Genomic DNA, 25534 nt, shown 5'->3' with positions numbered 1-25534 from the left:
ATTACAAAGGGGTACACGGTAATGAATACAGGATTGAGGATGTCCGTAGCACAACTGCAGAATAGTCTCATGGAACGCAAAACAAAGGACCGTCAGGGAATGAACTCATCCCTGACGGTTTTTCTTAAAGTCCGGTTTGAATGCCGCGCGGCCGGGGGGCGGCCGGGAATTTATGCGAGGAATCACATTGGCTTAGCTTGATGGCGGGGGATTCATGTGATTTTATGCGAAAAATCACATTCATTCTGAGGAGAAACGGCTTCGAGAGGCAGCGAATGTGAAAAATCACATCCATGGCGACAATTCCGGCACGAATTGCACAATGTATGCGAAAAATCACATAAAACGCCTCGATTCCCTCCAAATCAAGCCGACGAATGTGAAAAACCGCATAAAATCGCTGAAGTGTCGGAGCAACAGGGGCCGAATGGGCGGAGAAGAGGAGAGAAGAGGAGAGAAGAGGAGAGAAGAGGAGAGAAGAGGAGCGCGTCTCCGGACAGGAGGAAAAGTCCGCGTTCGGGGCAGTCGAAGGCTTCCGGAACAAGGAGTGCGAGAAACCGGAGCGGCTGCTTGATTGCGAATAGCCAATAAATCAGCATTCAGCGGTTCGTGAGCGGTTATCGGGTTCGCGAATAGGCTTGTTATGCAACCAAACGGGCGTAAGCCCGTAGTACCCTAACAGGGTCTTTGGCCTTATAGGATCGATGGTCGATTTTTCCCGGAGAGTTACGTTATAATAAAGTCAACTCATTCACCGCCAGGAGGTTCCCCTTTGCTGAAACCACGCAGTCTCGACTCAACCAAGCCAACCAGCATCAAAACCGCCCAATACCTGCTCATCATCAAACTGGCGTTCATGATCGCCGTATTCGGACAAGTGTTCACGATGGACAAGGAGAAGCTCGAAGACGCCAACATGGCGGTCGTTCTCATGAACTTCGGGATGGCCGTGCTGCCGGTGGCGCTGGCCTTGTTCTTTATCAAGAAGCGGATGTATTGGCCGACGATTATTATGTGTTTCTTTATTCTGTGGCTGAGCTCCATCGATATGATTCAACTCGTTCTCTCCTTCGCTACGCTGCTGTTCCTGTTTAACCGGAAGAGCCGGAACTACCTGAGAGGCGAAGGGGACAAGCTCGGAGCGGAGCAAGGCCCGATCGAGGTCGAAGCCGAAGTCGACCCGGACGAGGCCGGCGCGGAGGATGGGGCGGAGGCGGAGCAAAGGCGCTCGGCCGATGCTGAGGCTCTGCCGGACGGCGAGACGCAGCCGCAGCAGCGGGAGGTTAAACAGTCCGCAGCCGCTCCGGTCCGGACGAAGGCGAAGCCGAGCGCCGCGCCGACCGTCGAGATTCGCGAAGCGACGCCGGACGACGCCGGGACGATTCATCAGGTTATGCTGGAAGCGTTCGAGGAATTCCGCGCCGCGGTGCCTCCGTCCAGCGCTCTGGAGGAGACCGAGGAAGGCATCCGTGAAGGCCTTGCCTCCGGAAGCGAGTTCGCGGCAATCGTCTACGAGGACAACATTCCTTCCGCGATGGTTCGTTACCGGTTCGATGGGGATGCCATCTCCTTCTTCCGCTTGTCCGTCGTTCCGAGCCGTCGTAAGCGGGGCCTTGCCCGCATGCTTGTGGAATGGATCGAGCGGATGGGCGTGACCAAGGGGATGAACCGGAGCACGTGCATGGTTCGGCAATCGGTGCATCGCAACCTTGTGCTGTACGAGAACATGGGCTACGAAGTCGTCGGCAACGAGCTGTTCGTTCGTCCTCAAGGAACGGTTAAGGCGCTTAAGCTGGAGAAAAAAATCGGAATATAACCGGTCGTCCGAAGCGTCGGCGTCAAGCGAAGAAGATCGTCCCTCGATTGGGCCTGCGGGCCCGGCGGAGGACGATCTTCTTGCGGTTGCGAATCAGCCGAATTGTCGGACCGCCATAGCGGCGGTCACTCCAGCTTCGGAACGAGCCTCTCTTCCGGCGGCAGCTCGGAGACCTGGATGGCGATTCGGATCGAGCCTTGCTCGATCAGGAGCGATGCATGGGCGAAGCGGTAACGTTTGCCATCCAGGTAGAGCGTCGGCACGAGACGAAGCAGGAACAGCAACTGCTCGACATCGGGGCAATCCCATTCGTCCGGCGGCAGATCGGGTCTTAGCCAGCGAACGATCATGGCCGTTCCTCCTTCTTGTCGGCATTCCGTCTCCGGTGCCGGAGCTCCAGAACGATAGAGATGATAACGCAGGGGATGAACAGAACGGTGTACATGAAGATCCAATAGGGCATGGGAAAGCTCCTTTAATGTTTGATATTGAAGATTCTTCAAGTCCTTCTATTTTATATTGAAAATAATTCCTTTTTCAATCGAAAAATTGAATTTTCTTCAAGAATATGTTGGAGCTTCGTCGATTCTCTTATACTGGGAGCAGAAGAGGTGATGAAGATGTCGTTCGGATCGCGCCTGAGGCAGGCTCGCAACGGCAAGCAATGGACCCAGAACCAAGTCGCGAACAAGCTGGGCATCGACTTCACGACGATCTCCAAGTACGAGAACGACAAGTCCCAACCGGACAACGAAGTTCTGCGGGAGCTGGCGGGCATCTACGAGGTCTCGATCGATTGGCTGTTGACCGGGGAACCGAAGCCGGAGGAGGAAGACACCAATCGGCTGTTCGTCAACGGCGGGGCGGAGCTGCTCACCGACGAGGAAGCGAAGTATCTGCTCGATAGCCTGGAGATGTATCGTCTGCTCCAGGCGAAGCGCGGACGGGATCAACGGAAGAACGAAGGAGACGGGGCGTCCCCCAATGACCCTGCGGAAGGACATTCCGACGGCGAGAGGGGATAGAGGTGGCGGTCGGCTTCGGATATGAGATCAGAAATAGACCGCATTCCCGGCAAAGGGGCGGTCTATTTCTTTTGGTTAATCGCTGCAATGATGGCGACAATCAGCGTCTATTCACAGCACAAACTTCTCCAGCACATGGGCGATGCCGTCGTCATTGTTGCTGAGCGTCACGTAGTCCGCGATCGCCTTCAGCTCCGGGATGGCGTTGGCCATCGCGACGCCGAGGCCGGCGGCTTCGATCATCTCGTGATCGTTCCAGGCGTCGCCGACGGCGATGGTCTCCTCGATCGGGAAGCCGTAATGGGCGGCGAGGAAGCGGAGCGCGTGCCCCTTCGTTCCTTCCGGATGCAGGAACTCCAGGTAGTTGGCCTTGGACTTCGTCACGTGCACGCCGTCGCCGAGCAGCGGCTTCAGGACCGGGATCAGGGCGTCCAGCTTGGCCGGGTCGTCGATGATGATCAGCTTCGTGTGATTGCCTTCCGGCAGGCGATCCAGCTCGGGCTCCACGATGTAGGGGATGCTCGATTGCTTCGCGTAGGCGGCGAGCTTGTCCCCGTCGTCGAAGGAGTAGAGCTGGTCGTTGATGTAGGTCTGGAGGTGCAGCTTGTGCTCGCGGGTGTAGTCGTACAGGAAGCGCACCTTCTCATAGGGAACGGAGCGCTCGTAGAGCACCTCTTCGTCCAGCAGATTGCGGATCAGCGAGCCCTGGTAGGTGATGATCGGCACGTTCAGGCCGACCTGGGCGGCCACTCTCTTGGCGGAAGCGAACATGCGGCCGGTGGCGATTGTCAGGTGAACGCCTTGCCGAATGGCTTCGGCCATCGCCTCGCGGGTTTTCTCCGATACGGTGAGGTCATCCGTCAGCAGCGTGTCGTCCAGGTCCATCGCGATCAAGCGGTACTTCGTCATAAGTCAGCTTCCTCTCCTTATCCGAGTCGATCGTCGATCGATTCGGTTCCTCTCTATCCTTCCGAATTGTAAAGCATATGCGAGCGAGCCGACAACTCATCCGGATTCCATTCCCGGCCCCGGCGGACCCGGCATCGGCGGCAGCACCGGAATCAACATCGACGTCGCCGAGTTACCTGCGGTGGAATTCCTCGATCTTCTCGTTCAGCCACTGGCGGATGACGGCGAACACGGCGCCGCGCTCGGACTCGTTGTGCAGCTCGTGGCGATAGCCGGGCCATTCGACCAGCTTGCAGAGGCGGCCCGCCTTCTCGGCGAATTGGCGGCTGGCTTCGAGGGAGGTGACCTTGTCGTCATCCCCGTGCATAAGCAGCACCGGCACCTCGAGCCTGTTCGCGTTCGCGATCGCCCAGTGGCCGGCCCGGCTGACGCTGAAGAAGAAGCGGGCCGTAATATAGCCGTGCCCGGCCGGATCTTCGGCGATGCGGCGAATCATCTCGGGGTCCGAGGTCAGGCGTTCGGCGACGAGCGGGCGGTGGTTGGTATACTGTGGATAGATTCGCTCGACAACCCGGCCGATAATCGCTTGCAGAGGCGGCGGATTGAAGGCCAGCTTCAGCCAAGGGCCGGTGACGATCGCCCCGACGATGGCCGGCTTCCGGCGCAGCAAGTAGTTCAGCGTTACGTTGCCGCCCATGCTGTGCCCGTAGAGGAATGCCGGCAAGCCGGGATAGCGGCGCGCGGTTTCGGCGAGCAGATACTCGGGACCTTGGAGCAGGGCGTCGTAGTCCGGCGTGTGGCCCCGCTTGCCCGGCGTTCTTCCGTGGCCGTATTGATCGAACGCCCAGACGATGCAGCCTTCCCGTACGAGCATCTCGGCGACATGGCTGTAGCGCCCGGAATGCTCTCCCATGCCGTGGACAAGTCCGACGAATGCCCTCGCATTCGCAGGGTCCTCCGGCAGCCACTCGCAGGCGAACATGAGCGTATCGTCCCTCATTCGCCATTCCGTCTCTCGATAGTCCATTCTTGCTTGCTCCTCTCTTCGCCGCATCCGTGTTTCTCTATTCTTTTGTAGCCCAAATACCCAATAATTGCAATCCCGCGGAAGCAACCTTCCGGGATTCCCTTCCGTCTCTCTATATAGAGGAGGTTATGCACATGAATACAATGATAGGCAAGACGTTAGGCTCAAACCGCAAGCTTCTGCTCGTCGCGATGGCTTCCGCGCTCGCTCTGGGCAGCCTGACCGCCTGCGCCAACAACGATAATAACGGAGCCGGATCTTCCGCGCCAAGCTCGCCGTCCGCATCCGCATCCGCTCCGGAGGCCACGACGCCGGCTCCTTCCCAGGATTCCCAAGACGCCGAGATTGCGGCCGCCTTCAAGAAAAAAATCGAAGCGCAGGCCACTCTCGCCGACTTGAACGCCGCGCTGGATGCCGATATCGCCAAGGTGTCCGCGGAGACGGCGGACGAGCTGCTGCGCCAGCTTCTCGCGGTGTACGAGACCGATCTGCCGAAGCAGCAGACCGCCTTCGAGGCGGACGCGCTCCAGCAGCAGCTTCAGAAGCTGGATTGGACGTTCACCGAGGAACAGCTCAATAAGATCGAGGACGAAGCCTCCCGCAAGATGGCGCTGGATGCGCTGGCCGGAGGCTACAAGCTGGAGACGGCGGAAGGCTTCGTGTTCCCCGTGGTCGATTACGGCAAGCTGAAGCGGTTCGACGCGAACGTCAGCCCCGCCATGAAGGATTACATCGCGCTGCTGGCCGCCGAGTCGGATAACAAGACGGCCGCCGACGGCGGGCTCGTTATCTCGTGGGACGAACTGGCAAGCCGCACGCTGGCGGCGGAGCAATATGTGACGAATTATCCGGATTCGCCGGAGAAGGAAGCGGCGACGACGCTTTACCTCCGCTACCTGACGAATCTGCTGTACGGTCTCGACAACACGCCGATTTTCGACTACAACACCTACAAGATTCTGCCGGAGATTACCGACCTCTACAAGAAGATCGCGAGCGAGCATCCGGACACGGCGACGGCCAAGCTGGCGCAGCAGTTCCTGGATGTGCTGGACAAGACGGACGGGTACGTGTTCCGCAAGGGAGACGACGGCGGCCAGACGAACCTTCCGGAGGTGCAGCAGTTCCGGGACGGGCTGGAGGCGCAGGCCCGCTCGCTGCTCGGCAGCTAGAACGCGGCCAGATCGAATAAGAACTCGCCAACATCGCACAGATTAACCGTATGCCTTTTCCGCAGGAATGGTTTACAATGAGAGAAGGAAAACGTTTTACGAATCCATGAAACCATTCATCAATACGGAGGGATACGAGTTGGCGAAGATCCAATTCCCGTCGGACTTTCTATGGGGCACGGCAACGGCTTCTTACCAGATCGAAGGCGCTTATCAAGAGGACGGCCGCGGCCTGTCCATCTGGGATACGTTCTCGCATACGCCGGGCAAGGTCGCGAACAACGACAACGGCGATGTCGCTTGTGACAGCTACCACCGCTACGAGGAGGATGTCGCGCTTCTGAAGAAGCTGGGCGTCAAGGCTTACCGCTTCTCGATCGCATGGCCGCGCATCTTCCCGCAAGGGACGGGCGAGGTGAACGAGAAGGGGCTGGACTATTACCGCCGCGTGGTCGACGCGCTGCTCGAAGCGGGCATTCAGCCTGCGGTCACGCTGTACCACTGGGATCTCCCGCAAGCGCTGCAGGACAAGGGCGGCTGGGCGAACCGCGAGACGATCGATGCGTTCGTGAAGTATGCGGAGGTGATTTTCCAAGCGTTCGATGGGAAAATCAAGCAGTGGATCACGTTTAACGAGACCTGGTGCGTGTCGTTCCTGTCCAACTACATCGGCGCCCATGCCCCGGGCAACAAGGATCTGCAGCTCGCCGTGACCGTCGCCCACAACTGCATGGTCGCTCACGGGGAAGCGGTGAAGAGGTTCCGCGCGCTCGGCACGGAAGGCACCATTGGCACGACGCACAATCTGTACTGGTTCGAGCCGTATACGACGAAGCCGGAGGATGTCGCCGCCGCCCATCGCAACCGCGCGTACAACAACGAATGGTTCATGGACCCGACGTTCAAGGGAACGTACCCTGAGTTCATGGTCGACTGGTTCCGCGAGAAGGGCGTCGAGGTTCCGATTCGGGAAGGCGACATGGAGACGATCGCGCAGCCGATCGACTTCATCGGCGTCAACTTCTACAGCGGCGGCTTCGGACGCTGCAAGAAGGATGAAGGCCTGTTCGACTGCGAGGAAGTTCAGGTCGGCTTCGCCAAGACGTTCATGGACTGGAACGTGTATCCGGACGGCCTGTACAAGGTGCTGTCGTGGGTGAAGGACGAGTACGGCGACGTTCCGATCTACATCACGGAGAACGGAGCCTGCTACGAGGACGAGCTGACGGCGGAAGGCCGCGTTCACGACGAACTGCGCGCCGATTATTACAAGAAGCACTTCATCCAGTGCCACCGCTTGATCGAATCCGGCGTGCCGCTGAAGGGCTACTTCGCCTGGTCGCTGCTCGACAACTTCGAGTGGGCGGAAGGCTACAAGAAGCGCTTCGGCATCGTCTATACGAATTACGAGACGCAAGAGCGCCATCCGAAGGATAGCTTCTACTTCATTCAGAAGGTCATCGCGGACGGCGGGTTCGACGCGTAAGCGGCGTCGCAAGTTAGGCGAAGAGCCCTCGGAGACCGGGATATTCCCGGAACCCGAGGGCTCTTCGTTGCGCTTGCCGCCGTTACTTCGATTGAACGTTCAGGCGAATCGTCTCCGCCTCCTGGGTGCCGTCCTTCAGCGTAATCATCAGGATGTCGCCGGCCTTGAGCGAGCTAAGCTCGATCGCGGTCTCCGTCATCTTGCCATCCGCCATCGTCTGGGAGGTGAGCTTCGTGCTGCTCGTGACGGTAATCGTCAGCGTCTCGTCGCTGAACGTCATCTCGCGCTGTCCGCCGCCGGGACCGGCTCCACCGGTGCCAGTGCCGCCCGCAGCGCCTTCCGGCCGAGCGGACGCGTCTGCGGGAGGGTCGCCGCTCGGCGGCGTTCCTCCATCGCCGCTTGCTCCGTCGCCGCCCGGTCCCCGGCCTTGGCCACCTTGGCCGAACGACATCGTCGACGTGTAGACGACGATCGTGCTGCCGCTGATGCTCTTGATCTTGCCGATCGTCATCGAGCCTGTCGGAGCGGCCGCCGTTGTGCTGCCGTTCGTAGTGCCGCTGCCCGTCGTGCCGGCGGAAGCGGAAGGCGCCGTGCTCGACTTGGCCTCCGGCGAACCCGAAGGAGCGGCGGACGAGCCTGGCGCAGAGGAACTGCCGCCCGAAGAGCCGCCGCCTGCCGGAGCTTGTCCCTGGCCCTGCGCGTCAGGCTTCCCGTCCGGCCGCTCTCCCGAAGGAGGCGCGCTGCCTTCGGGCGCCGCTCCGTCCGGCGGTACCGCCCCTTCTTCGCCGGGCTCCGCCCCGGCTTCCGGCGCACCGCCGCCGCCCATGCGCTCCTGCGCGTCCGTCGCCGCCGCAGGCTGAAGCGGGTTCGCCGCGAGCACGCGCACCGTCGCCGCTTCGTCCGTCCCTTCGACGAGCGTATAAGCGACGAATTGCCCGGCCTGCAGCTCCGACAGCGAGATCGGCTCGGCGGAAGCGGCGAACTCCGCGTCTTCCTGTCCGTCGGCCGCGTCCTGCCCGTCAACCTCGTCCTGTCTGCTGTCCCGAGTCAATTCCGTAGCCTCCGTAATCAAGAGGACACGCGTCTCCTCGGAGAAGCCGTCTGAAGCCGGAGTCTCCGAAGCCGTCGCATCCGAAGCCGCATCCGCCCCCGCGGTCTCATCGACATTCGCGCTTTCGTCTGCTTCCGAACTCTCCGAACTCCCCGTCACGTCCGAAGCTTCCTCCGTCCCGGCCGCGCCCGTCTCCTCCAACGGCTTGTACACCGTAATCGTCTCGCCGTCTACGCTTTTGATTTTGCCGGTATACGCGATTCCTTCTGCGGCCAGAACCGTTGCTTCCGGCGAAGCGTTGCCGTCTTCCCCGCTGCCGCCTCCCGTACATCCCGCGAGCGTCGCGGCCAGAAGCGACGCCGCAAGCAGCGCGGCCCCCCATCTCATCATTCCTGATTCCCCCTAGCTATCCATATTCAGCCTCAGCAGCCTTTTCCATATTAGCCACATGAATTTGAACATCCCGTAAACGCAGCCTTAAAAGAAAATAAAATTTGGATTCATCCTAAATTTCGAAAGCCTATAAGATCAAGGTTGCACTTTATCGAGTCGCTAATTTTTATTGCCTGTTGGCAGGCATTCTCGGCTATCCCTTCATTTTTCTCATTCTGCCGAACACAATCTCTCCTCTCCGCCCTTCCCCCCTCGCAAAATAATTCCCATGTTGTTACATATGCCGCAAACATCATCCCCTTTTTGCAGGTTATGCCTCTTCTCCCCTTGGATCAGGAACCTCCACCTCCCGGATCATGGCCTTCGCACGGCAACATTTTTTACAGAACCCCTTGCATTAATTCGAGAAAACGCTACAATGAAGGAGAACAAATGTTCCCTTTCGTGATCGAATGGAAGAAGAGGCATAATGCCGTCAGAGAAGATATGGTGCTGTACTCCCCGATATCCGTTAGAATAAGGAGGAGCGCTTCCGCTCGGGAAGGCAGGAATCGACCATGAACGTCGTTGTTGCGACGCTGAATGCCAAGTTCATCCATACTTCGCTCGCCCTGCGCTGCCTTAAGGCATTCGCCGAGCCGGAGTTCCGGGTGGACATGGCGGAATATACGATCAAGGACCCGGCGATGGGCATCGTCTCGGATCTGTACGGCCGCAAGCCGGACGTTGTCGGCTTCTCCTGCTACATATGGAATATCGAAGAGACGATCACCGTCATTGACATGCTTCGCAAGGTGCTGCCGAACACGACGATCGTGTTGGGCGGTCCGGAGGTGAGCTACGATACCGAGTACTGGATGCAGCGGCTGCCTGCGGTCGATCATATCGTGATCGGAGAAGGCGAGGAGACGTTCCGCGACCTGCTTCGCGAGCTCAGGGACGAGCGCAAATTCCACTTCGTGTTCGGGCTTGCCTACCGCAAGAACGGCGAGATTATTGTGACCCCCGGACGGCCGAAGCTGAACCTGAGCGAGCTTCCTTCCCCTTATCGCTTCGAGGAGGATGTGCCGACGCTGGCGAATCGGGTCGTGTACTTCGAGACGAGCCGCGGCTGCCCGTTCAGTTGCCAGTTCTGTCTGTCGAGCATCGAGGTCGGGGTCCGGTACTTCGACATGGAGCGGGTGAAGGCGGACCTGACGTACTTGATCGACAGCGGGGCCAAGCTCATCAAGTTCGTCGACCGCACGTTCAACATCAAGCGGGACTACGCGCTCGAGATGTTCCGCTTCCTGATCGAGAACCACCGGGGCTGCGTCTTCCAGTTCGAGATCACCGCGGACATCATGCGTCCGGAGGTGCTGGACTTCCTGGCGGAACATGCTCCGCCCGGCATTCTCCGGTTCGAGATCGGCGTCCAATCGACGAACGACGAGACGAATCTCGCGGTCAAGCGGCGGCAGAACTGGAGCAAGCTGACGCGCACGGTGAGCAAGGTGAAGGCAAGCGGCAAGATCGACCAGCATCTGGACCTGATCGCCGGCCTGCCGCACGAGGATTACGATACGTTCCGCGAGACGTTCAACGACGTGTTCGCGCTGCGTCCGGAGGAGCTTCAGCTCGGCTTCCTGAAGATGCTGAGAGGGACGGGCTTGCGCAGGGACGCGGACAAGCACGGCTATGTTTACATGGATCGGGCACCCTACGAGATGCTGGGCAACGACGTGCTGCCCTTCGCCGACCTGGCGAGAATCAAGCGGGTGGAGGACGTGCTGGAGAAGTATTGGAATGCGCACCGAATGGATCGGACGATCGAATATTTGGTGAACGGGGCTTATCCGTCTCCGTTCGATTTTTTCCAGCGGTTCGGGGACTATTGGGAGGAGAAGGGCTGGCAGAGAATCGGTCATCAGCTCGAGGACCTGTTCGTCCGCTTGTGGTCGTTCCTGCAGAGCGACGCGAATCCGGCCCTGAACATGGAGCTGGCGCTCGGCTTGCTTAAGATCGACTACTTCCTCCAGCACAAGTACAAGCCTCGCAAGGTTTGGTGGGACGGTGAACGGTTGGGCAAAAAAGACTGGGCCGACGACCTCAAGCGTGCATCGAGAGAAGCGGGGCTGGACGAGAGAGAAGGGGCGAAGCGGCTCGCGCTCGAGAGAGTCCCCTTCGATTATGCGGCATGGATGGAGAGCGGGGAATACCGGTCGGACGCCGCGACGCTGCTGGCCATCCTCTATCGAGGGGAAGAGGCGCAGGCGAAGCTGATTCCGATCGTACTCCCCGCGGCGGCAGCTCCGCAGGGAAGGCCTGCGCTTACTCCTCTTCCATGAACAGCTTCGGATTGATCAATTGCCGCAAATATTCGTCCATCTGATCGGCGGATTCCTTCCGGCCGTTCTCCATCCACCACGCGCAGAGAGAGAGGCGGGCACCGGAATAGAACGAAGCGATGACGTCCAGCGGAAGCGGGAACTTCACTCCCGACTCCTCCAGCTCGCGCAGGTCCTTCTTGAGGCCTTCCATTCCTTGCTTGTACAGAATGCGGGAGAGGGTGCCGTCCGTCGGGCTCGCCATGAGCGGGGCCAGCTTGTTCTTCTCGATAATCTCTTCCGCGGTTCGGACCGGGTGCAGCAGACGCTCGCGAATCGACCGCTTGCCGAAGAGGTCGTCGATCTGGCGCAAGCCATACTTCAGCAGATGGTCCTTGTCCTCGAAGTGGTTGTAGAACGTCGTCCGGTGCACCATGGCTTCTTCGCAAATCTGCTGAACGGTAAGCGAATCGTAAGGGTAAGTCTCGAGGAGCTTCAACAGCGCTTCCCACAGCAGCTTATGGGTGCGTCTGACTCTCAGGTCCGGCTTGTCGGAGATGGGTATTTTGTTCGACATAGGACTCCATTCTGTAGATTATTCTACATGTTGAGCGATATTGAATCTTGAGAATAAGGCAATAAAACTTGTATATTGGAAACTATACATTTGTTCGCATAGCCATACAAGTGTAGAAAAATAGAAATAAGGGAGAGATCACCTTACCCATGAACGCAGCAAGCAACAGCAAGGGCGGCGGCTTCGATCCGAGCCGCATCCGCAGAGGGCCGATCGTCTTCGCGCTCATTATCGGCGCATTCGTCGCGATCCTGAACGAGACGCTGCTCGGCAACGCGCTTCCCGAGCTTGTCACCGCCCTGAACGTTCCTTATTCGACCATCCAGTGGCTGTCCACGGCTTACATGCTCGTGATCGGCGTACTCGTGCCGGTGACGGCCGTGCTCCAACAATGGTTCACCACCCGGCAGATGTTCCTGTCGGCGATGCTCCTGTTCCTTGCCGGAACGATTATCGCCGCCGTCGCTCCGGGCTTCGAGGTGCTGCTGACCGGACGGGTCATTCAGGCTCTCGGCACAGGGCTGATGCTTCCGGTTATGATGAATACGATTCTGGCGATCTATCCTCCGGAGAATCGGGGCGGAGCGATGGGGCTTATCGGCCTCGTCATCATGTTCGCACCCGCGATCGGGCCGACGGTGTCCGGCCTCATTATGGACTCGCTGTCCTGGCGCTACCTGTTTATTCTCGTCATTCCGATCGCTGTTTTCTCGGTGATTTTCGCCGCGGTTTATATGAGGAATGTGTCCGAGGTGACGAAGCCGAAGGTAGACGTGCTGTCGATCATCCTCTCGACAATCGGGTTCGGCGGCGTCGTGTACGGCTTCAGCAAGGCGGGCGCCGTCGGCTGGGGGCACAACGAGGTTATCTGGCCGATTGCGGTCGGAGCCGTTGCGCTGCTCGTCTTCGTGCTTCGCCAGCTTAAGCTGAAGGAGCCGGTCATGGACTTGCGCGCCTTCAAGTATCCGATGTTCGCGCTCGTGACCGTTCTGCTGTTCGTCATCATGATGACGCTGTTCTCGACGATGACGCTGCTTCCGATGTTCCTCCAAGGCGTGTTGTTCATGACGGCGTTCAAGTCCGGCCTGACGCTGCTGCCGGGCGGCATCGTGAACGGGATCATGGCGCCGGTGTCGGGCAAGCTGTTCGACAAGTTCGGACCGCGTGTGCTCGTCATCCCGGGCCTGATCATCGTGGCGCTGTCGATCTTCCTGTTCACCGGCTTCGACGAGTCGACGAGCAGCGGCTATGTGATCACGATTCACATTATTCTGCTGATCGGCCTCTCGATGGTCATGATGCCGGCGCAGACGACAGGGCTGAACCAGTTGCCGCGCCACCTGTATCCGCACGGCACGGCGATTCTGAACACGCTGCAGCAAGTGTCCGGCGCGATCGGCACGGCACTGTTCATCAGCATCATGTCGAACGGGCAGAAGGATTACCTGGCGACGTCCAGCGACCCGCAGAATCCGCTTGAGATGGCCAAGGGCCTGATCGAGGGACTGAACAGCGCGTTCTGGCTCGGCTTTATCATCGCGATCATCGCCGTCGTGCTCGGTCTGTTCATCCGCAGAACGAAGGCGCCGGAAGGCGAAACTCGCGGCATGGGCCACTGAGCAGCGACACCATAAGCGCAAGAAGGGGCCGCCCCTAAGCCATCGGCTTAGCGGGCGGTCTTTTTTGTTATTTCGGGTGGTAGTAGTCAACCGTGCGTGACAAGACTTAATAAAAATTTCCTTAACTATGCAACTTTTTACAGCGATTGCGAGTTATATATATATTGAATGCTATTTGCGACAAAATTGCCATGTGTTTTGCCTGCGGTTTTGTTGTGAATGTCTTCACCATTTGACTTCGAAAGTGGTTGTGTACGAACCGGGAAGTCGATTGCTTGCGCCTATTGCTTGCTATCCCAACCAGACAACTTAGATTTATAAAAAGCAAGAGTATGGGCGACTCATTAAAGAAAGGGGGCACATATTTTTGCTTTTAGTTCAGTTTAAATGTTGAATGGGTATTTCCGATCAATGCAATCCTGTCAAGAGCATTCTTAGCCTAGATCAAAACCAAAATATAGGAGGAAATTGAATGCGTAGAAAAGTACCTTCACTACTTATCTTCATTGTTTTGCTATTTAGCTTTGCAATTCCAGCGTATGCAAATGATTATGCACGAGTAGCTAATTTAGGGGTGTCTATACAAGGCGGTTATTTCTCAGCTGCAAATACAACTCTTAGTGGTGGATTCAGCAGCACTAATACTTGCAACTTTGTAGTTAAAACGCAATGGCTTGGGTTCGGGAGTGGTTCCACAAGTGCAGGATGGATTGAAGTAGGTCGTGTTAATGGAGCTACCGAAAATCCAAGTGGGGCTTATACATGTGGAACTACTAAAGTAAGTAATGCTGATGGATACTACACAGCTGCGCAATCCTCAGCAGGTGTTTACGAAGAATATTTGGTTACAGGGTTCAGTACAAGTGGTACGCACAACTATCAAATTCAGTATACATCAGGAACGAATTGGGTTGCTTACGTAGACTATACTTCGGTTCATACTTACAGCCGGACTGAAACTACAGCCACAAGACATCGTGTGGGCTTCGAAACGAATAATACGAGTGCAACTTGGACGAGTGGAAATACGTCAACAGCTATACAAACCCTTGGTACAGGTGGTTCGTGGAGTAATTGGACAACTGGAACCAGGGAAGATTATTCTACAGGGTACAACAGCCTTCTGTGGTACGCTAATTTTGGAACCTCTGGTGGAACAACTAATTATAGTACAGCCACGTACACTCGATAAGGAGAGATATTATGAAAAAGAAAATTACTTTACTCGCAAGTTTAGTGGTCATAGTTAGTGCTGTTGTTTTTTTAAGTATTGCTAGTGCTGCAAATCCTTCTGATCAAGCGAAAACCGCTATTCCGAGACCAATCGGAATCGATCCGTCTCTTTACAAAGAAGATCCCGCTCCGGAATTTGTGGGAAATACTGACTTGCCTCAATCGGCACTTATTACTAAAGATAATATTTTATCTGTCTTCACAGATGATTCGAAACTCAAGTCCGCTAACGATTCAAAATCCACGGAAGATTCGAAAGCGGCAGAGTTAACTACATGGGGGGAATTCGAAAAAGCGAAAGGGGACGGCTCTCATTCACAAATATCGGCTGATCGACAAGTTTGGGTACTAAAAGGTTCCTTTTCAGAATATCAAGATATTAGGCTTGGATTGGTTAAAAATGCTCAAGTAACCTTAGTTTTTGACGCGGAAACTGGGGTGAAACTTTACAAGCAGATCGCTAGTGATCAATTGGAACGAATTGGTGGTTAATAGCTAGCGGTATAGTAAAACGGGAAGGCTTTTGCCTCCCGTTTTTTTTAGCGTGATGGGAGGGCTCGGGAGGTGTGGCGAGTATGACGGGGGGCAGTCGATGCGGCGGGAGCGACGGGTGCGGGTGCGAGTATGATAGGCAGATGCAGTGCGGTGGGTGAGGTGGGCCAGTGCGGCGAGTGTGGTGGGGAGGCGAGTATGACGGGGGCAGTCGATGCGGCGAGAGCGACGGGGCGGTAAGTGTATCGAGTGTGCTAAGGGAGTTCGGTGACGCTGCACTCGGTGCGGTCGTTGTCTGCCGGAATTTATGTGAAATTTCGCATTGGTGCTGGCCGATAAGGGGAGATTTGGCCAATTATATGCGAAAAACCACATACATAAAGGGGATTCCGCCTCGAGTGGGCCGATTATATGCTAAAAATCATATAAAACGCCTCAAATCGGGCGGAATCCATGCCGACGAATGTGAAATTTCACATAAAATCGCAAAAGTCGCCCGCGCATACATCGCATCGCCCCCGAATCACGGGCGGCGACTGGAACGGAGAAGGGCCGCCCGCGGAGAGCAGGCATCGCTCCCGGGACAGCCCTTCTTGCACGCGGCATCTTGGCCAAGTGTCTTGGCAGGTTAGCCCGCTTGGCCGATCGTGTCGACCTTCGCGGTGCCGCCTTGGCCGCTCCATGTTTTCTTCCAGCCGCTCTGCACAACTGTCAGCAGGATGAGGCTGCAGACGACGATGCCGCTCAGGATCAGGAAGCCGGGCGTATACGAATGGGTCGACTTGTACAGGCTTCCGAGGATAAGCGGGAGCGCGTAGCCGCCGAGACCGCCGGCGGCGCCGACGATGCCGGTCACGATGCCGATCTCGCCCGCGAACCGCTGCGGAACGAGCTGGAATACCGCGCCGTTGCCGGAGCCGAGGCACATCATGCCGATGAAGAGCAGGACGATGACGAGCGGCAGCGGCGGAAGCGACGAGACGCAAGCGAGCATGACCGCCGCTCCGGCATAGAGCAGGGTTAGCATCTTGACGCCGCCGAGCTTGTCGGACAGCACGCCGCCGATCGGGCGGAAGAAGCTCCCGGCGATGACGCAGAGCGTCGTGAAGTCGGCTGCGCGAACGGCGGACAGACCGTATTGGGTGTTGAAGAAAATCGTCAGGTAGTTGGACAGCCCGACGAATCCGCCGAAGGTGACGCTGTACAGAAGGCAGAACAGCCAAGCGTCCTTCTGGCTCAGCACCTTGCCGTAGTGGGACAGCTTCTTCGGCGCGGGACGGTTGGGGCTGATCTTGGCGAGAATCGTAAACAGCACGAACACCGTCAGAATCGGGATGAGAGCGAGGCCGAACACAACCTCCCAACTGCCGAAGTGCTGCGCGATCCGGTTCGCGAACAAGGTCGAGAAGACGGTGCCGCTGTTGCCGGCTCCGGCGATGCCCATCGCGAGGCCCTGATGCTGCTTCGGGTACCATTGGCTGGCGAGCGGGAGCGCGGCGGCGAACGAGGCGCCCGCAATGCCGAGCAGGAGGGCGACGATGTACAGTTGATCCAGCGAGCTGACGAACTGCCATCCCCAGATGAGCGGGATCGTCGTCAGCAGCATGCCGAGCTGCCCGGTGCGCTTCGCGCCGATATAATCGGTCAGGAAGCCGAGCACAAGCCGGAGAATGGAGCCGCCAAGCACGGGGAGGGCGACCAGGTTCGCTTTCTGCACGGGGTCCATCGGATAATCCTGCATGATGACGACGCTCAGAGGACCGATCAGAACCCAGATCATAAAGCTCATATCGAAGTAGAGGAAGGCGCTGAACAGAGTCGGCTTATGCCCGCTTTTCCAGAAGCTTTGATTGCCGTTATTCATTTGATTAACGTTATTCATCGATTGAACTCCCCTTTCCTGAATCGAACATGAAGAGGCCGCAGTCCTCCCTATAGGAAGAATTGCGGCCCCATTGCCAACGGCGGCACGACCTTGTGCACACCGGTCATTATTTCGGTCACGTCATTGTGAACCCAAGCTGAATTATAGAAAATCAAGTTTTTTATGTCAATATACATTACGTTAATTTTCTGAAAATGTGGGATTTTGATTCGTTTTCGGTAGGTTTCGTTCTTTCTTCCCGTCTTCTACGCGCTATTGTGTAATGTATTATGACATTTATGTTGACAGGTTCGGGTTCGACGGTTAATCTGGAAGAAAGAAAATAATCGACGCACAACGATGTGCGCGACAATGGCGACGAAGCCCGTACCCTTGCAGCAAGGGACGGGCTTTTATGCATTTATTCGGCCCAAGGGGGAGATTCGATGATCGAGACGAGAGCCAGGAAGAGAGAGGGCGTCGCAACGGTGGAAGAGGCGGAGGAATGGCTCGGCTTGCGGGCCGTCCTCCCCGGGAAGGAAGAGGCGGAGCTGGCTTCGGCGCTGGGACGCGCGGCGGCCGAGACCTACGTAAGCCCGTTCCCGCTGCCTCCGTTCCGCAGGGCGGCAATGGACGGCTATGCCGTGTGTACGGCCGATACGGAAGGAGCGTCCCCGGACCATCCGCTTCTGCTGTTCGTGGAATCGGAGCTGAAGGCGGGCCAGAGCGCGGAAGGCGTTCGCGCAGACGCCTCCGAACGCTCGGCCGTCCGCGTGTTCACCGGTTCCCCCGTGCCCGCCTCCTGCGATTCGGTCATCATCCAGGAGCGGGTGCGCCGCGTGGCCGGGGAGGACGGAATCGGCGTCGTCCAGATCGACAGGCCGGCCGAACTGGGGCAGCATATCGCCGAGCCCGGCGAGGATCTTCCGGAATGCAGTCTGCTTGTGAAGCAGGGAACGAGAATCGGGGCGAAGGAGCTGGCGATTCTCGCCTCCTTCGGCTTCGAGCGGATCGCCGTATATAAGAAGCCTTCCGTCGTCGTCCTGCCGATCGGGGACGAGCTGACGCTGCCGGGGCAGCCTCTGCTGCCCGGACGAATCTACGATTCGAACAGCTTCATGCTGGAAGCGAGCCTGCGGGAGATGGGGGCCGTCGTCCATCGGCTCCCGCCGTGCGCCGACAACGCGGAGGAGATCGCGGCGCGCATCGATCAAGCGTGGGATGCGGCGGACCTCGTCGTGACGTCGGGAGGAGCGAGTGTCGGGAGGTACGACTGCGCCAAGTCCGCGGCGGAGCTGACAGGCGCCGTGCCGCTGTTCACGAAGGTGCTGATGAGGCCGGGAACGCCCACTTCGGCTTTTGTCCGGGGGAACAAGACGCTTATCGCGCTGTCGGGCAATCCGTCGGCGTGCTTCGCCGGGCTGGAGCTGCTTGTGAAGCCGTATCTGCGCCGGGCGCTCGGACGGGAGCAGTTCCGGAACGAGTGGGAGGAAGGGACGTTAAGCGCGGGAGTGGCGAAGCCTTGTCCGTATCCGAGATTTATTCGTTCCCGCGTTCGCGCATCGGCGGACGGCTGGAGAATCGAGCCGCTGCCGAACGACCGGTCGGGCAATGTCGCGGCGTTCGCCGGAGCGGGGGCGCTGGCGATCGTGCCGGCCGGAGGGCAAGGAGCCGGAGCGGGGCAACGCGTTCGCTGGCTTAGGCTTTAGGCTTCCGCCTTGACCGCGGGCGGGTGCAGAGAGGGGAATCAGGCGAATGGGCAGAGAGAAGCTGGTTGTCGTCGGCAACGGGATGGCGGGCGTCCGGTGCGTGGAGGAGATCTGCGCGCTCGCTCCCGAGAAGTTCGAGATCACGATCATCGGCAGCGAGCCGCATCCGAATTACAATCGAATTCTGCTGTCGAAGGTGCTTCAGGGAGACGCTTCGATGGACGATATTATTCTGAATTCCTGGCAGTGGTACGAAGAGAAGGGCATTCGGCTGATCACCGGCCAGAAGGTCGTGCGGCTCGACAGCGAGAGGAAGACCGTCGCGACGGGCTCCGGCCGGTCGATCGGCTACGATCGGCTTATTCTGGCGACCGGCTCCACGCCGTTCATCCCGCAGCTTCCGGGCATCGGCAAGCCTGGCGTGATCGCCTTCCGCACGATGGAGGACTGCCGGAAGATGACCGAGACGGCGGCGAACTATCGGCAGGCGATCGTCATCGGGGGAGGGCTGCTTGGCCTCGAGGCGGCGAGGGGGCTGCTTAATCTCGGAATGGAGGTCCATGTCGTCCATAACGCCTCCTACCTGATGAACCGCCAGCTTGATCGGATAGCTGCGGATATGCTGCGCAAGGAGCTTGAAGGCCAAGGCATGAAGTTCCTCTTCGGGAGGAAAACAGAGCGGGTCCTCGGCCGCAAACGGGCGGAAGGAGTGCAATTCGCGGACGGAAGCAGGCAGCGTGCGGATCTGATCGTGATGGCGGTCGGCATTCGCCCGAATGTCGAGCTGGGAGAGAGCGGGGGCATTCGGGTGAATCGGGCGTTCGTCGTCGACGATTATATGCAGACGAGCGAGCCGGACGTGTATGCCATCGGGGAATGCGCGGAGCATGACGGCATCGTATACGGCCTCGTGGCTCCTCTGTACGAGCAAGGCAAAGTGCTCGCGAGACGGCTGTGCGGCGTCGAGACGGAGCCTTACCGCGGCTCGATCCCGTATGCGCAGCTCAAGATTTCCGGCGTCGACGTCTTCTCCGCCGGGCAGATTGCGGACGGCGAAGAGGATATCGCCTACCAGGTCTACGACGGCGTTCAACGCACCTACGCCAAAATTCTGGCAGAAGGAGACCGAATCTCCGGAGCGATTCTGTACGGGGATACCTCCGACGGGAGCAAGCTGCTGCAGCAGTTGAAGCGGGGAGCGGGCATCGCTTCCGCCGTCCGGTCCATCTCGGCCGGAGGCGGGGATCGCGGCGAGGAGGCGGCGGCTTCGATGCCGGACGCGGAGATCGTCTGCAACTGCAACGGAGTCAGCAAGGCGGCGATTGTGCGGGCCGTCCAGGCGGAAGGGTTGAAGACGGTCGAAGCGGTGAAGGCACGCACGAAGGCGTCCGGCTCCTGCGGCGGCTGCCGCCCGATGGTGGAGGCGATGCTGAGGCTTGCGGCCAGCGGCGCGGTGGAGGTCGCGGCCGAGACGGAGCCTGCGGCCTGCGGCTGCACGGAGCTTGGGCCGTCCCGGCTGAAGGCGGCCATGGAAGAAGCGGCGTTCGCGAGCCGGGGGCAGGCGATGGAAGCGCTTGGCTGGCGGACGCGGGACGGCTGCCCGACCTGCCGGCCGGCGCTGCGGTATTACTTGAGGGAAGACGGCCACGAAGCCGTCATCGCCTACGGAGTCGGAGGAGACGTCGAACAAGCGGCCGGCATCGGCCTTGCGCTGGAGCATTCGATGCGCGGCCTGCGGCTTCCGGGCCCGGTCGCGATCGCCGTCGACACCGGGGCGCAGGGCCGCGGAGGCCTCTATGTCAAGGAGCTCGGCCTCTCGCGTGCTCCTGCGGGCTGGGAGATCTATGCGGGAGGCAACGAGACGATTCCGGTTAAGCAGGCGCAACTGCTCGCGCTCGAGCCGTCGCTCGGCTCGGCGATCGACGCGATTCATGCCTGCGTCGTCTGGTACGCGAGCAGCGCTTATTACGGCGAGCCGCTGTGGCGCTGGCTTGAGAGGATCGGGCTGATCGAGGTTCGAGAGAGACTGCTGGACCCCGAAGCCCGGGTCGACTTGCTGCTGGAGCAGCCCGCAGGTCATCCGCAGAGCAGAATCGCCATTGGAGCGGGATCGGGGGATGGATATGTCGAGGAATGAGCGCGAACGGGGAGTAGGAGCGGGAGCGGCCCTGCCCGTCATGAGCACACAGTGCCCGTTCTGCAGCGTGCAATGCAAGATGAACGTCGCGGAGGAGCCGCTGCCGTCGGGAAGGGTTCGCTACCGCGCCGAGGGGAAGATGAATGCCGCTTCGGAGGGGCGTCTGTGCGTCAAGGGGCAGAACGCCCACCAGCACGCCATGTCGCGCGAGAGGGTGCTGTATCCGCTCGCGAAGAAGAACGGAGCGTTCGTCCGGATCGGCTGGGAGGAAGCCGTCGCCGCCATCGCGGAGCGGATGAGCGCCATCCAGCGGGAGCGCGGCCGCGATGCCGTCGGCGTCTACGGCGGCGGCTCCTTGACGAACGAGTCGGCTTATCTGCTCGGGAAGTTCGCGCGCATCGCTCTCGGGACGAAGCATATCGACTACAACGGCCGCTTCTGCATGTCGGCCGCCGCCTCGGCCGGCGTCAAGGCGTTCGGCATCGATCGGGGGCTCACGAACAAGCTGTCGGACATTCCCGAGACGGATTGCCTGCTCCTCGTCGGGACGAACATCGCGGAATGCCAGCCGACGCTGATGCCTTACTTCAACAAAGCCAAGGAGAACGGCACCTTTATTATCGTCGTCGACCCGAGAGAGACGGGCACGTCCGCGATTGCCGATCTGCATCTGAAGGTTCGTCCGGGAACCGATGCGGCGCTTGCGAACGGGCTGCTGAAGGTGCTGCTCGAGGAGCGGCTGGAGAACCGCCGCTTCTTGAGCGAACGAACGACTGGCTTCGCGGAGGTCGAGCGGCAGGTGAAGGAGATGCGGCTTGAAGATATCTCCAATCTGACGGGGGTTCCCGAAGCGGCCATCCGGAAGGCGGCGATTGCCTACGGGCGCGCGGGGACGGGGATGGTGTTCACGGCGCGCGGAATCGAGCAGCACCGCGACGGCCACATGGCGGTTCGCGCCTACCTGAACCTGATGCTGGCCGCGGGGAAGATCGGACGACGCGGCTGCGGCTACGGAGCGGTCACAGGTCAGGGGAACGGCCAAGGCGGGCGCGAGCACGGCCAGAAGGCCGACCAGCTTCCGGGCTATCGCCTGATCGAGAACCCGGAGGACCGGGAATATATCGCGGGCGTATGGGGAATCGATGCCGCGGAGCTTCCCGGCAAGGGGGTGTCGGCCTACGAGATGATGGAGCTGACGGTCAGCGGCGACATTCGCGGCCTGCTCGTCATGGGCTCCAATCCGATCGTCTCCAACCCGAACGTTGGATTGGTCGAGGAGGGGCTGAAGAGCCTCGAGTTCCTGGTCGTCGCCGACATGTTCCTCTCCGAGACGGCCGAGCTGGCCGACATCGTGCTGCCGGTGACCTCTTACATGGAGAATACGGGCACGCTCACGAACCTGGAAGGCCGGGTACTGCTGCGCGAAGCGGCGCGGCCGGCACCGGGCGAGGCGCGTCACGATTGGCAATGGCTGTGCGATCTCGCAGCTCGGTGGGGGCGTGGGGACAAGTTCGATTTTGCCGAGGCGGAAGCGATCTTCGAGGAGCTGCGCATCGCGAGCAGAGGCGGAATCGCGGATTATTACGGCATCACTTACGACCGGCTGAGGCGGGAGGAGGGCGTCTACTGGCCGTGCCCGTCGCCGGACCACCCGGGAACGAAGCGCTTGTTCGAAGCGGGCTTCGCCCATGCGGACGGCTTGGCCCGGCTCGTTCCGGTCGATAACCTGCCTCCGGGCGAGGAGACGGACCGCGATTACCCGCTGCTCATGACCAATGGACGGCTGCTGCCGCATTACCTGACGGGCGTGCAGACGAGACGAAGCGCCGCGCTCGCCGCACGGGCGGTCGAGAACGTCGTCGAGCTGCACCCGTCCACCGCTAGGAAGTATCGGATCGAGGACGGGACACTTGTGCGGGTCCGCTCGCGCCGGGGGACGGCGATTGTGCGCAGCAAGGTGACGATCGGCATTCGCGAGGACACGCTGTTTATCCCGATGCATTGGGGCGGCATCCAGAACGTGAACCTGCTGACGAATCCGCTGCTCGACCCGTTCTGCCGGATGCCCGACTTCAAGGTGAGCGCCGTTGCGATCGAACCGTGGTCCTGAGTGGATTGAGCGGCTTGACTGTCATGGGGGAGAAGGGGATGGGGAGCTTGGAAGGAGTCATCTTGGCCGGAGGCGCGGGAAGGCGGATGGGCGGCGTTGCGAAGGGGCTGCTGCCATTCGCGGGCGCTCCCCTGATCCGCACGATCTCGGAGCGGATGGCGTCCCGCTGCAAGACGGTAGCCTTGGTCGTCGCAACGCAGCGGCAAGCGCAGGAGCTCGGCGGGCTCGGCCTGCCGACCCGCCTCGACTGGCTGCCGGGCAGCGGCCCGCTCTCGGCGCTTCATATCGCTTTGCTGGAGGCGCAGGAGCCGCTCGTGTGGGTATCGGCCTGCGACATGCCCTTCGTCAGCCCGCACGCGGCGGATTGGATGGCGGAGCGGCTTGAAGCGAGCGGGGCGAACGCGATCGTGCCCCGCGTGTCCGGGCGGCTGCACCCGCTGCAGGCGATTTATCGCCCCGAGTGCGTCCTTCATTCGCAGAGCTGCCTCGCGCAGGAGGAACGGAGAATGATGGCGCTGCTGGAGGCCGTCAAGCCGTGTGTAGCGGAAGAGGAGGAGCTGAGGCGGGCCGGCATCGACACAAGCTTCGTGACGAATATCAACACGCCGGACGATTACGCGAGAATCGCTCCGCATTGACGCAAGGGCTCTAGCTCCCGCCGCGGGGAGCGTCCTTGTACAGCTCGCGCATGACGTGGCGCAGCTCGGGAACGATCAGCCTCGTCATCGCCAGCTTCACGGCTCCCGTCGAGCCGGGCATCGAGAACACGGCCGTCGTGCCGACCGTTCCCGCGACTGCGCGGGACAGAATGGCGGCGGAGCCGATGTCTTCCGTGAAGCTAAGCATGCGGAAAATCTCCCCAAACCCCGGCATCTCCTTCTCGAGAACGTCGCGCACGGCTTCATAGGTCGTGTCCCTGCCGGCGATTCCGGTGCCGCCGTTCAGCAGAACCGCCTCGATGGCGGGATCGGCGGCGGCTTCGGCAATCAGCTTGCGAATGCCCGCGTACTCGTCGGGCACGATTCGGCGGCCCGCGACGGCATACCCGTTCTCAAGCAGCAGCGCTTCGGCGAGCCGGCCGCTCTTGTCGGTCTCGAGCGTGCGCGTATCCGACACGGTAATGATGAGGCAGGCAACGCTGGAAGGCGCCTCGCGCCGGTGCTGCTCGGTTGAAGATAGGCTGGACATAGCGTTCTCCCCTCGGGACTTCTTCATCTGAAGTCCTTTTTTTTATGGATAAGATTAGTGTAGCAGACAAGGGGCAAGAACGCACCGGGGGGAAAAACGCAACTAATCGACGGTTAGCCACGTTTACTATAGAAGGATGAAAATGGAATCAGTCGACTAGTTCTGGAGGAAAGTTCATGAGAATGCATTATCGCAAGGCGGCGTTGGCCGCAATGGCTCTTCTGCTCGGGGCTGCGGTCGCAGGCGGCCCGTTCGCTCTGGCGCAGGCGAACGGGACTCACTCGGCAATCGCGGCCGAGGCGCTATCGGCAATCGCGGCGGCGCCGCTGCCCGAGAGCACGATCTATAGCCTCTATCCGGGCGGGATGAGCTACGATATTCGCCACCCCGGGGACCAACTGCTCGTCAAGAACGGCGTCACTTATTTGAGCCTGAAGGAGCTGTCGCTCGCGTTCCGCGATATTGTCTGGTCGGCGGACTCCCGCGGCGTTCTGACCGCCACCGGGCCGAATCGCAAGCTGACGTGGGGAGCGGGCTCCAAGATCGCCTATACGAACTTCGGCAAGACGACGATGGCGGCGGCCCCGATTCGTTCGAACGGGCAATGGTACTACCCGTTGAAGTCGCTGGCTGCCTGGGCGGGAGGGGAAGTCAAGCTGTCCAACGGCGGCGAGCTGTTCGTGGATTACACGCCGAAGAGCATTCTGGCCGGCGATCCGCAAGGCTGGTACTGGGTGCGAAGGGACAACGGCATCGTCTACGCGGCGGTCGGGGGCGAGCTGCCTCATACGATCGGCTGGTCGAACGTTCGGGCTTACCAATACTACGGAATGACGGCGACGAAGCTTGAGGAAGGCGACACAGTGCTGCTTGCCGTGTACCACGTATACGGGGAACCGATGCTCGGAACCGAGCTCTATCAGCTCGTTATCCGCGACGGGAAGCTGGACCTGCAGACCAAAATCTCCTATTACGGCTTCCATTCCACAACCAGCGTGGAGACGTCGGAGGAAGGCTACCATGTTCTGATGGGCAGCGGCTCCGTTCTGCTTCTCGACGAAGCGGGAGAAGTTGCGAAGAAGCTCGATGCGGCGCTGCTGATGGGCGAGGAGCAAGATTCCTATACGCTGGAATATATCTCGTTGGAGGATGGCATCGCTCTCGTTCGCCCTTATACGTCCGGCTTGCTGCAACTGGTCGATCTGGAGCGAGGGACAAGGATTGCGCTCTATCGGGAGCTGCTGCCTGCGGAAGAAGGTGAGCTGCTGGACAGTTGGGGGAAGCTGGAATTTGATTATCCGACCGACCGGCTTTCGCTGGTCAAGCGGGAGGGGAATATTTTCACATTCGAGCATACGGCCCTTGCGGGTTCGGAGAAGTCGACGCTGACCTACGAATGGAAGCGGGAATAGAGGAGGAT

The 25534-nt window shown here is 59.6% G+C and carries 20 protein-coding genes; 13 read left to right on the top strand and 7 right to left on the bottom strand.

The genetic code is table 11. The features are described from left to right. The first annotated feature begins 772 nt into the window (after positions 1-772). Entirely contained in the window at positions 773-1816 is a 1044-nt protein-coding gene (locus E6C55_RS30965) for a GNAT family N-acetyltransferase (RefSeq protein WP_136373709.1), read from the top strand. Between the two features lie 125 nt (positions 1817-1941). Here E6C55_RS30965 and E6C55_RS30960 read toward each other — a convergent pair whose 3' ends face one another. Then, positions 1942-2166, bottom strand: a complete 225-nt coding sequence (locus E6C55_RS30960) for a hypothetical protein (RefSeq protein WP_136373708.1) — start codon at positions 2164-2166, stop codon at positions 1942-1944. Between the two features lie 270 nt (positions 2167-2436). Here E6C55_RS30960 and E6C55_RS30955 point away from each other — a divergent pair, with 270 nt between their 5' ends. Continuing rightward, positions 2437-2841, top strand: coding sequence for a helix-turn-helix domain-containing protein (locus E6C55_RS30955; protein WP_168735971.1), 405 nt, complete (start codon positions 2437-2439; stop codon positions 2839-2841). A gap of 111 nt (positions 2842-2952) precedes the next feature. Here the strand turns inward: E6C55_RS30955 and E6C55_RS30950 are convergent, their stop codons facing one another. Both E6C55_RS30950 and E6C55_RS30945 read right to left on the bottom strand, forming a co-directional pair. Continuing rightward, positions 2953-3750 carry a Cof-type HAD-IIB family hydrolase gene (locus E6C55_RS30950; RefSeq protein ID WP_136373706.1) on the bottom strand — a complete coding sequence of 266 codons (798 nt, stop codon included), beginning with the start codon at positions 3748-3750 and terminating at the stop codon, positions 2953-2955. A 172-nt stretch (positions 3751-3922) separates the two neighbouring features. After that, the gene (locus tag E6C55_RS30945) at positions 3923-4777 is read right to left on the bottom strand and encodes an alpha/beta hydrolase (protein ID WP_136373705.1); all 855 of its coding nucleotides are present in this window, start codon (positions 4775-4777) and stop codon (positions 3923-3925) included. A 134-nt stretch (positions 4778-4911) separates the two neighbouring features. Between E6C55_RS30945 and E6C55_RS30940 the strand changes: the two genes are divergently transcribed. After that, positions 4912-5949, top strand: a complete 1038-nt coding sequence (locus E6C55_RS30940) for a hypothetical protein (protein ID WP_136373704.1) — start codon at positions 4912-4914, stop codon at positions 5947-5949. A 139-nt stretch (positions 5950-6088) separates the two neighbouring features. Further along, on the top strand, positions 6089-7435 hold the full coding sequence (locus E6C55_RS30935) for a GH1 family beta-glucosidase (protein WP_136373703.1): 1347 nt from the start codon (positions 6089-6091) through the stop codon (positions 7433-7435). Positions 7436-7517: 82 nt separating this feature from the next. Here E6C55_RS30935 and E6C55_RS30930 read toward each other — a convergent pair whose 3' ends face one another. Then, the gene (locus tag E6C55_RS30930) at positions 7518-8876 is read right to left on the bottom strand and encodes a hypothetical protein (RefSeq protein ID WP_136373702.1); all 1359 of its coding nucleotides are present in this window, start codon (positions 8874-8876) and stop codon (positions 7518-7520) included. Positions 8877-9436: 560 nt separating this feature from the next. Between E6C55_RS30930 and E6C55_RS30925 the strand changes: the two genes are divergently transcribed. Continuing rightward, the gene (locus E6C55_RS30925) at positions 9437-11206 is read left to right on the top strand and encodes a B12-binding domain-containing radical SAM protein (RefSeq protein ID WP_136373701.1); all 1770 of its coding nucleotides are present in this window, start codon (positions 9437-9439) and stop codon (positions 11204-11206) included. Here the strand turns inward: E6C55_RS30925 and E6C55_RS30920 are convergent. Further along, entirely contained in the window at positions 11190-11762 is a 573-nt protein-coding gene (locus E6C55_RS30920) for a TetR/AcrR family transcriptional regulator (protein ID WP_136373700.1), read from the bottom strand. The two genes, E6C55_RS30925 and E6C55_RS30920, sit on opposite strands and share 17 nt — an antisense overlap. A 149-nt stretch (positions 11763-11911) precedes the next feature. Between E6C55_RS30920 and E6C55_RS30915 the strand changes: the two genes are divergently transcribed. The 3 genes from E6C55_RS30915 (at position 11912) to E6C55_RS30905 (ending at position 15106) form a co-directional block, all read left to right on the top strand. Beyond that, a complete protein-coding gene (locus E6C55_RS30915; protein WP_136373699.1) occupies positions 11912-13381 on the top strand; it encodes an MDR family MFS transporter in 1470 nt (489 codons plus the stop codon). A 472-nt stretch (positions 13382-13853) separates the two neighbouring features. After that, a complete protein-coding gene (locus E6C55_RS30910) occupies positions 13854-14573 on the top strand; it encodes a hypothetical protein (RefSeq protein ID WP_136373698.1) in 720 nt (239 codons plus the stop codon). 11 nt (positions 14574-14584) lie between these two features. Then, positions 14585-15106 (top strand): hypothetical protein, encoded by a 522-nt coding sequence (locus E6C55_RS30905; RefSeq protein ID WP_136373697.1) that lies wholly within the window; start codon positions 14585-14587, stop codon positions 15104-15106. A 628-nt stretch (positions 15107-15734) separates the two neighbouring features. Here E6C55_RS30905 and E6C55_RS30900 read toward each other — a convergent pair. After that, on the bottom strand, positions 15735-16988 hold the full coding sequence (locus E6C55_RS30900; RefSeq protein WP_230986934.1) for a nitrate/nitrite transporter: 1254 nt from the start codon (positions 16986-16988) through the stop codon (positions 15735-15737). Positions 16989-17416: 428 nt separating this feature from the next. Here E6C55_RS30900 and E6C55_RS30895 point away from each other — a divergent pair, with 428 nt between their 5' ends. The 4 genes from E6C55_RS30895 to mobA are packed head-to-tail and all read left to right on the top strand — an operon-like array spanning position 17417 to position 23564. After that, entirely contained in the window at positions 17417-18679 is a 1263-nt protein-coding gene (locus E6C55_RS30895) for a molybdopterin molybdotransferase MoeA (RefSeq protein ID WP_136373696.1), read from the top strand. 46 nt (positions 18680-18725) lie between these two features. After that, positions 18726-20816: a nitrite reductase large subunit NirB gene (nirB, locus tag E6C55_RS30890; protein ID WP_136373695.1), complete on the top strand. Its 2091-nt coding sequence runs from the start codon at positions 18726-18728 to the stop codon at positions 20814-20816. Further along, positions 20803-22926 (top strand): assimilatory nitrate reductase catalytic subunit NasC, encoded by a 2124-nt coding sequence (gene nasC, locus E6C55_RS30885; RefSeq protein ID WP_230986933.1) that lies wholly within the window; start codon positions 20803-20805, stop codon positions 22924-22926. Before nirB ends, nasC begins: the two co-directional genes overlap by 14 nt. A 38-nt stretch (positions 22927-22964) precedes the next feature. Then, complete coding sequence (gene mobA / locus E6C55_RS30880) at positions 22965-23564, top strand: molybdenum cofactor guanylyltransferase (protein WP_168735970.1); 600 nt, start codon at positions 22965-22967, stop codon at positions 23562-23564. 10 nt (positions 23565-23574) lie between these two features. Here mobA and E6C55_RS30875 read toward each other — a convergent pair whose 3' ends face one another. Then, on the bottom strand, positions 23575-24114 hold the full coding sequence (locus E6C55_RS30875) for a MogA/MoaB family molybdenum cofactor biosynthesis protein (RefSeq protein ID WP_136373693.1): 540 nt from the start codon (positions 24112-24114) through the stop codon (positions 23575-23577). Between the two features lie 176 nt (positions 24115-24290). Here E6C55_RS30875 and E6C55_RS30870 point away from each other — a divergent pair, with 176 nt between their 5' ends. Beyond that, positions 24291-25526 carry a stalk domain-containing protein gene (locus E6C55_RS30870; RefSeq protein WP_136373692.1) on the top strand — a complete coding sequence of 412 codons (1236 nt, stop codon included), beginning with the start codon at positions 24291-24293 and terminating at the stop codon, positions 25524-25526. The last annotated feature ends 8 nt before the right edge of the window (positions 25527-25534 follow it).

Origin of the sequence: Cohnella fermenti (assembly GCF_004801405.1) — a bacterium.
GTDB classification, from domain to species: Bacteria; Bacillota; Bacilli; order Paenibacillales; family Paenibacillaceae; genus Cohnella; species Cohnella fermenti.
The sequence above is the reverse complement of the archived record's forward strand: the minus strand, read 5'-3'. Positions and strand labels throughout refer to the sequence as shown.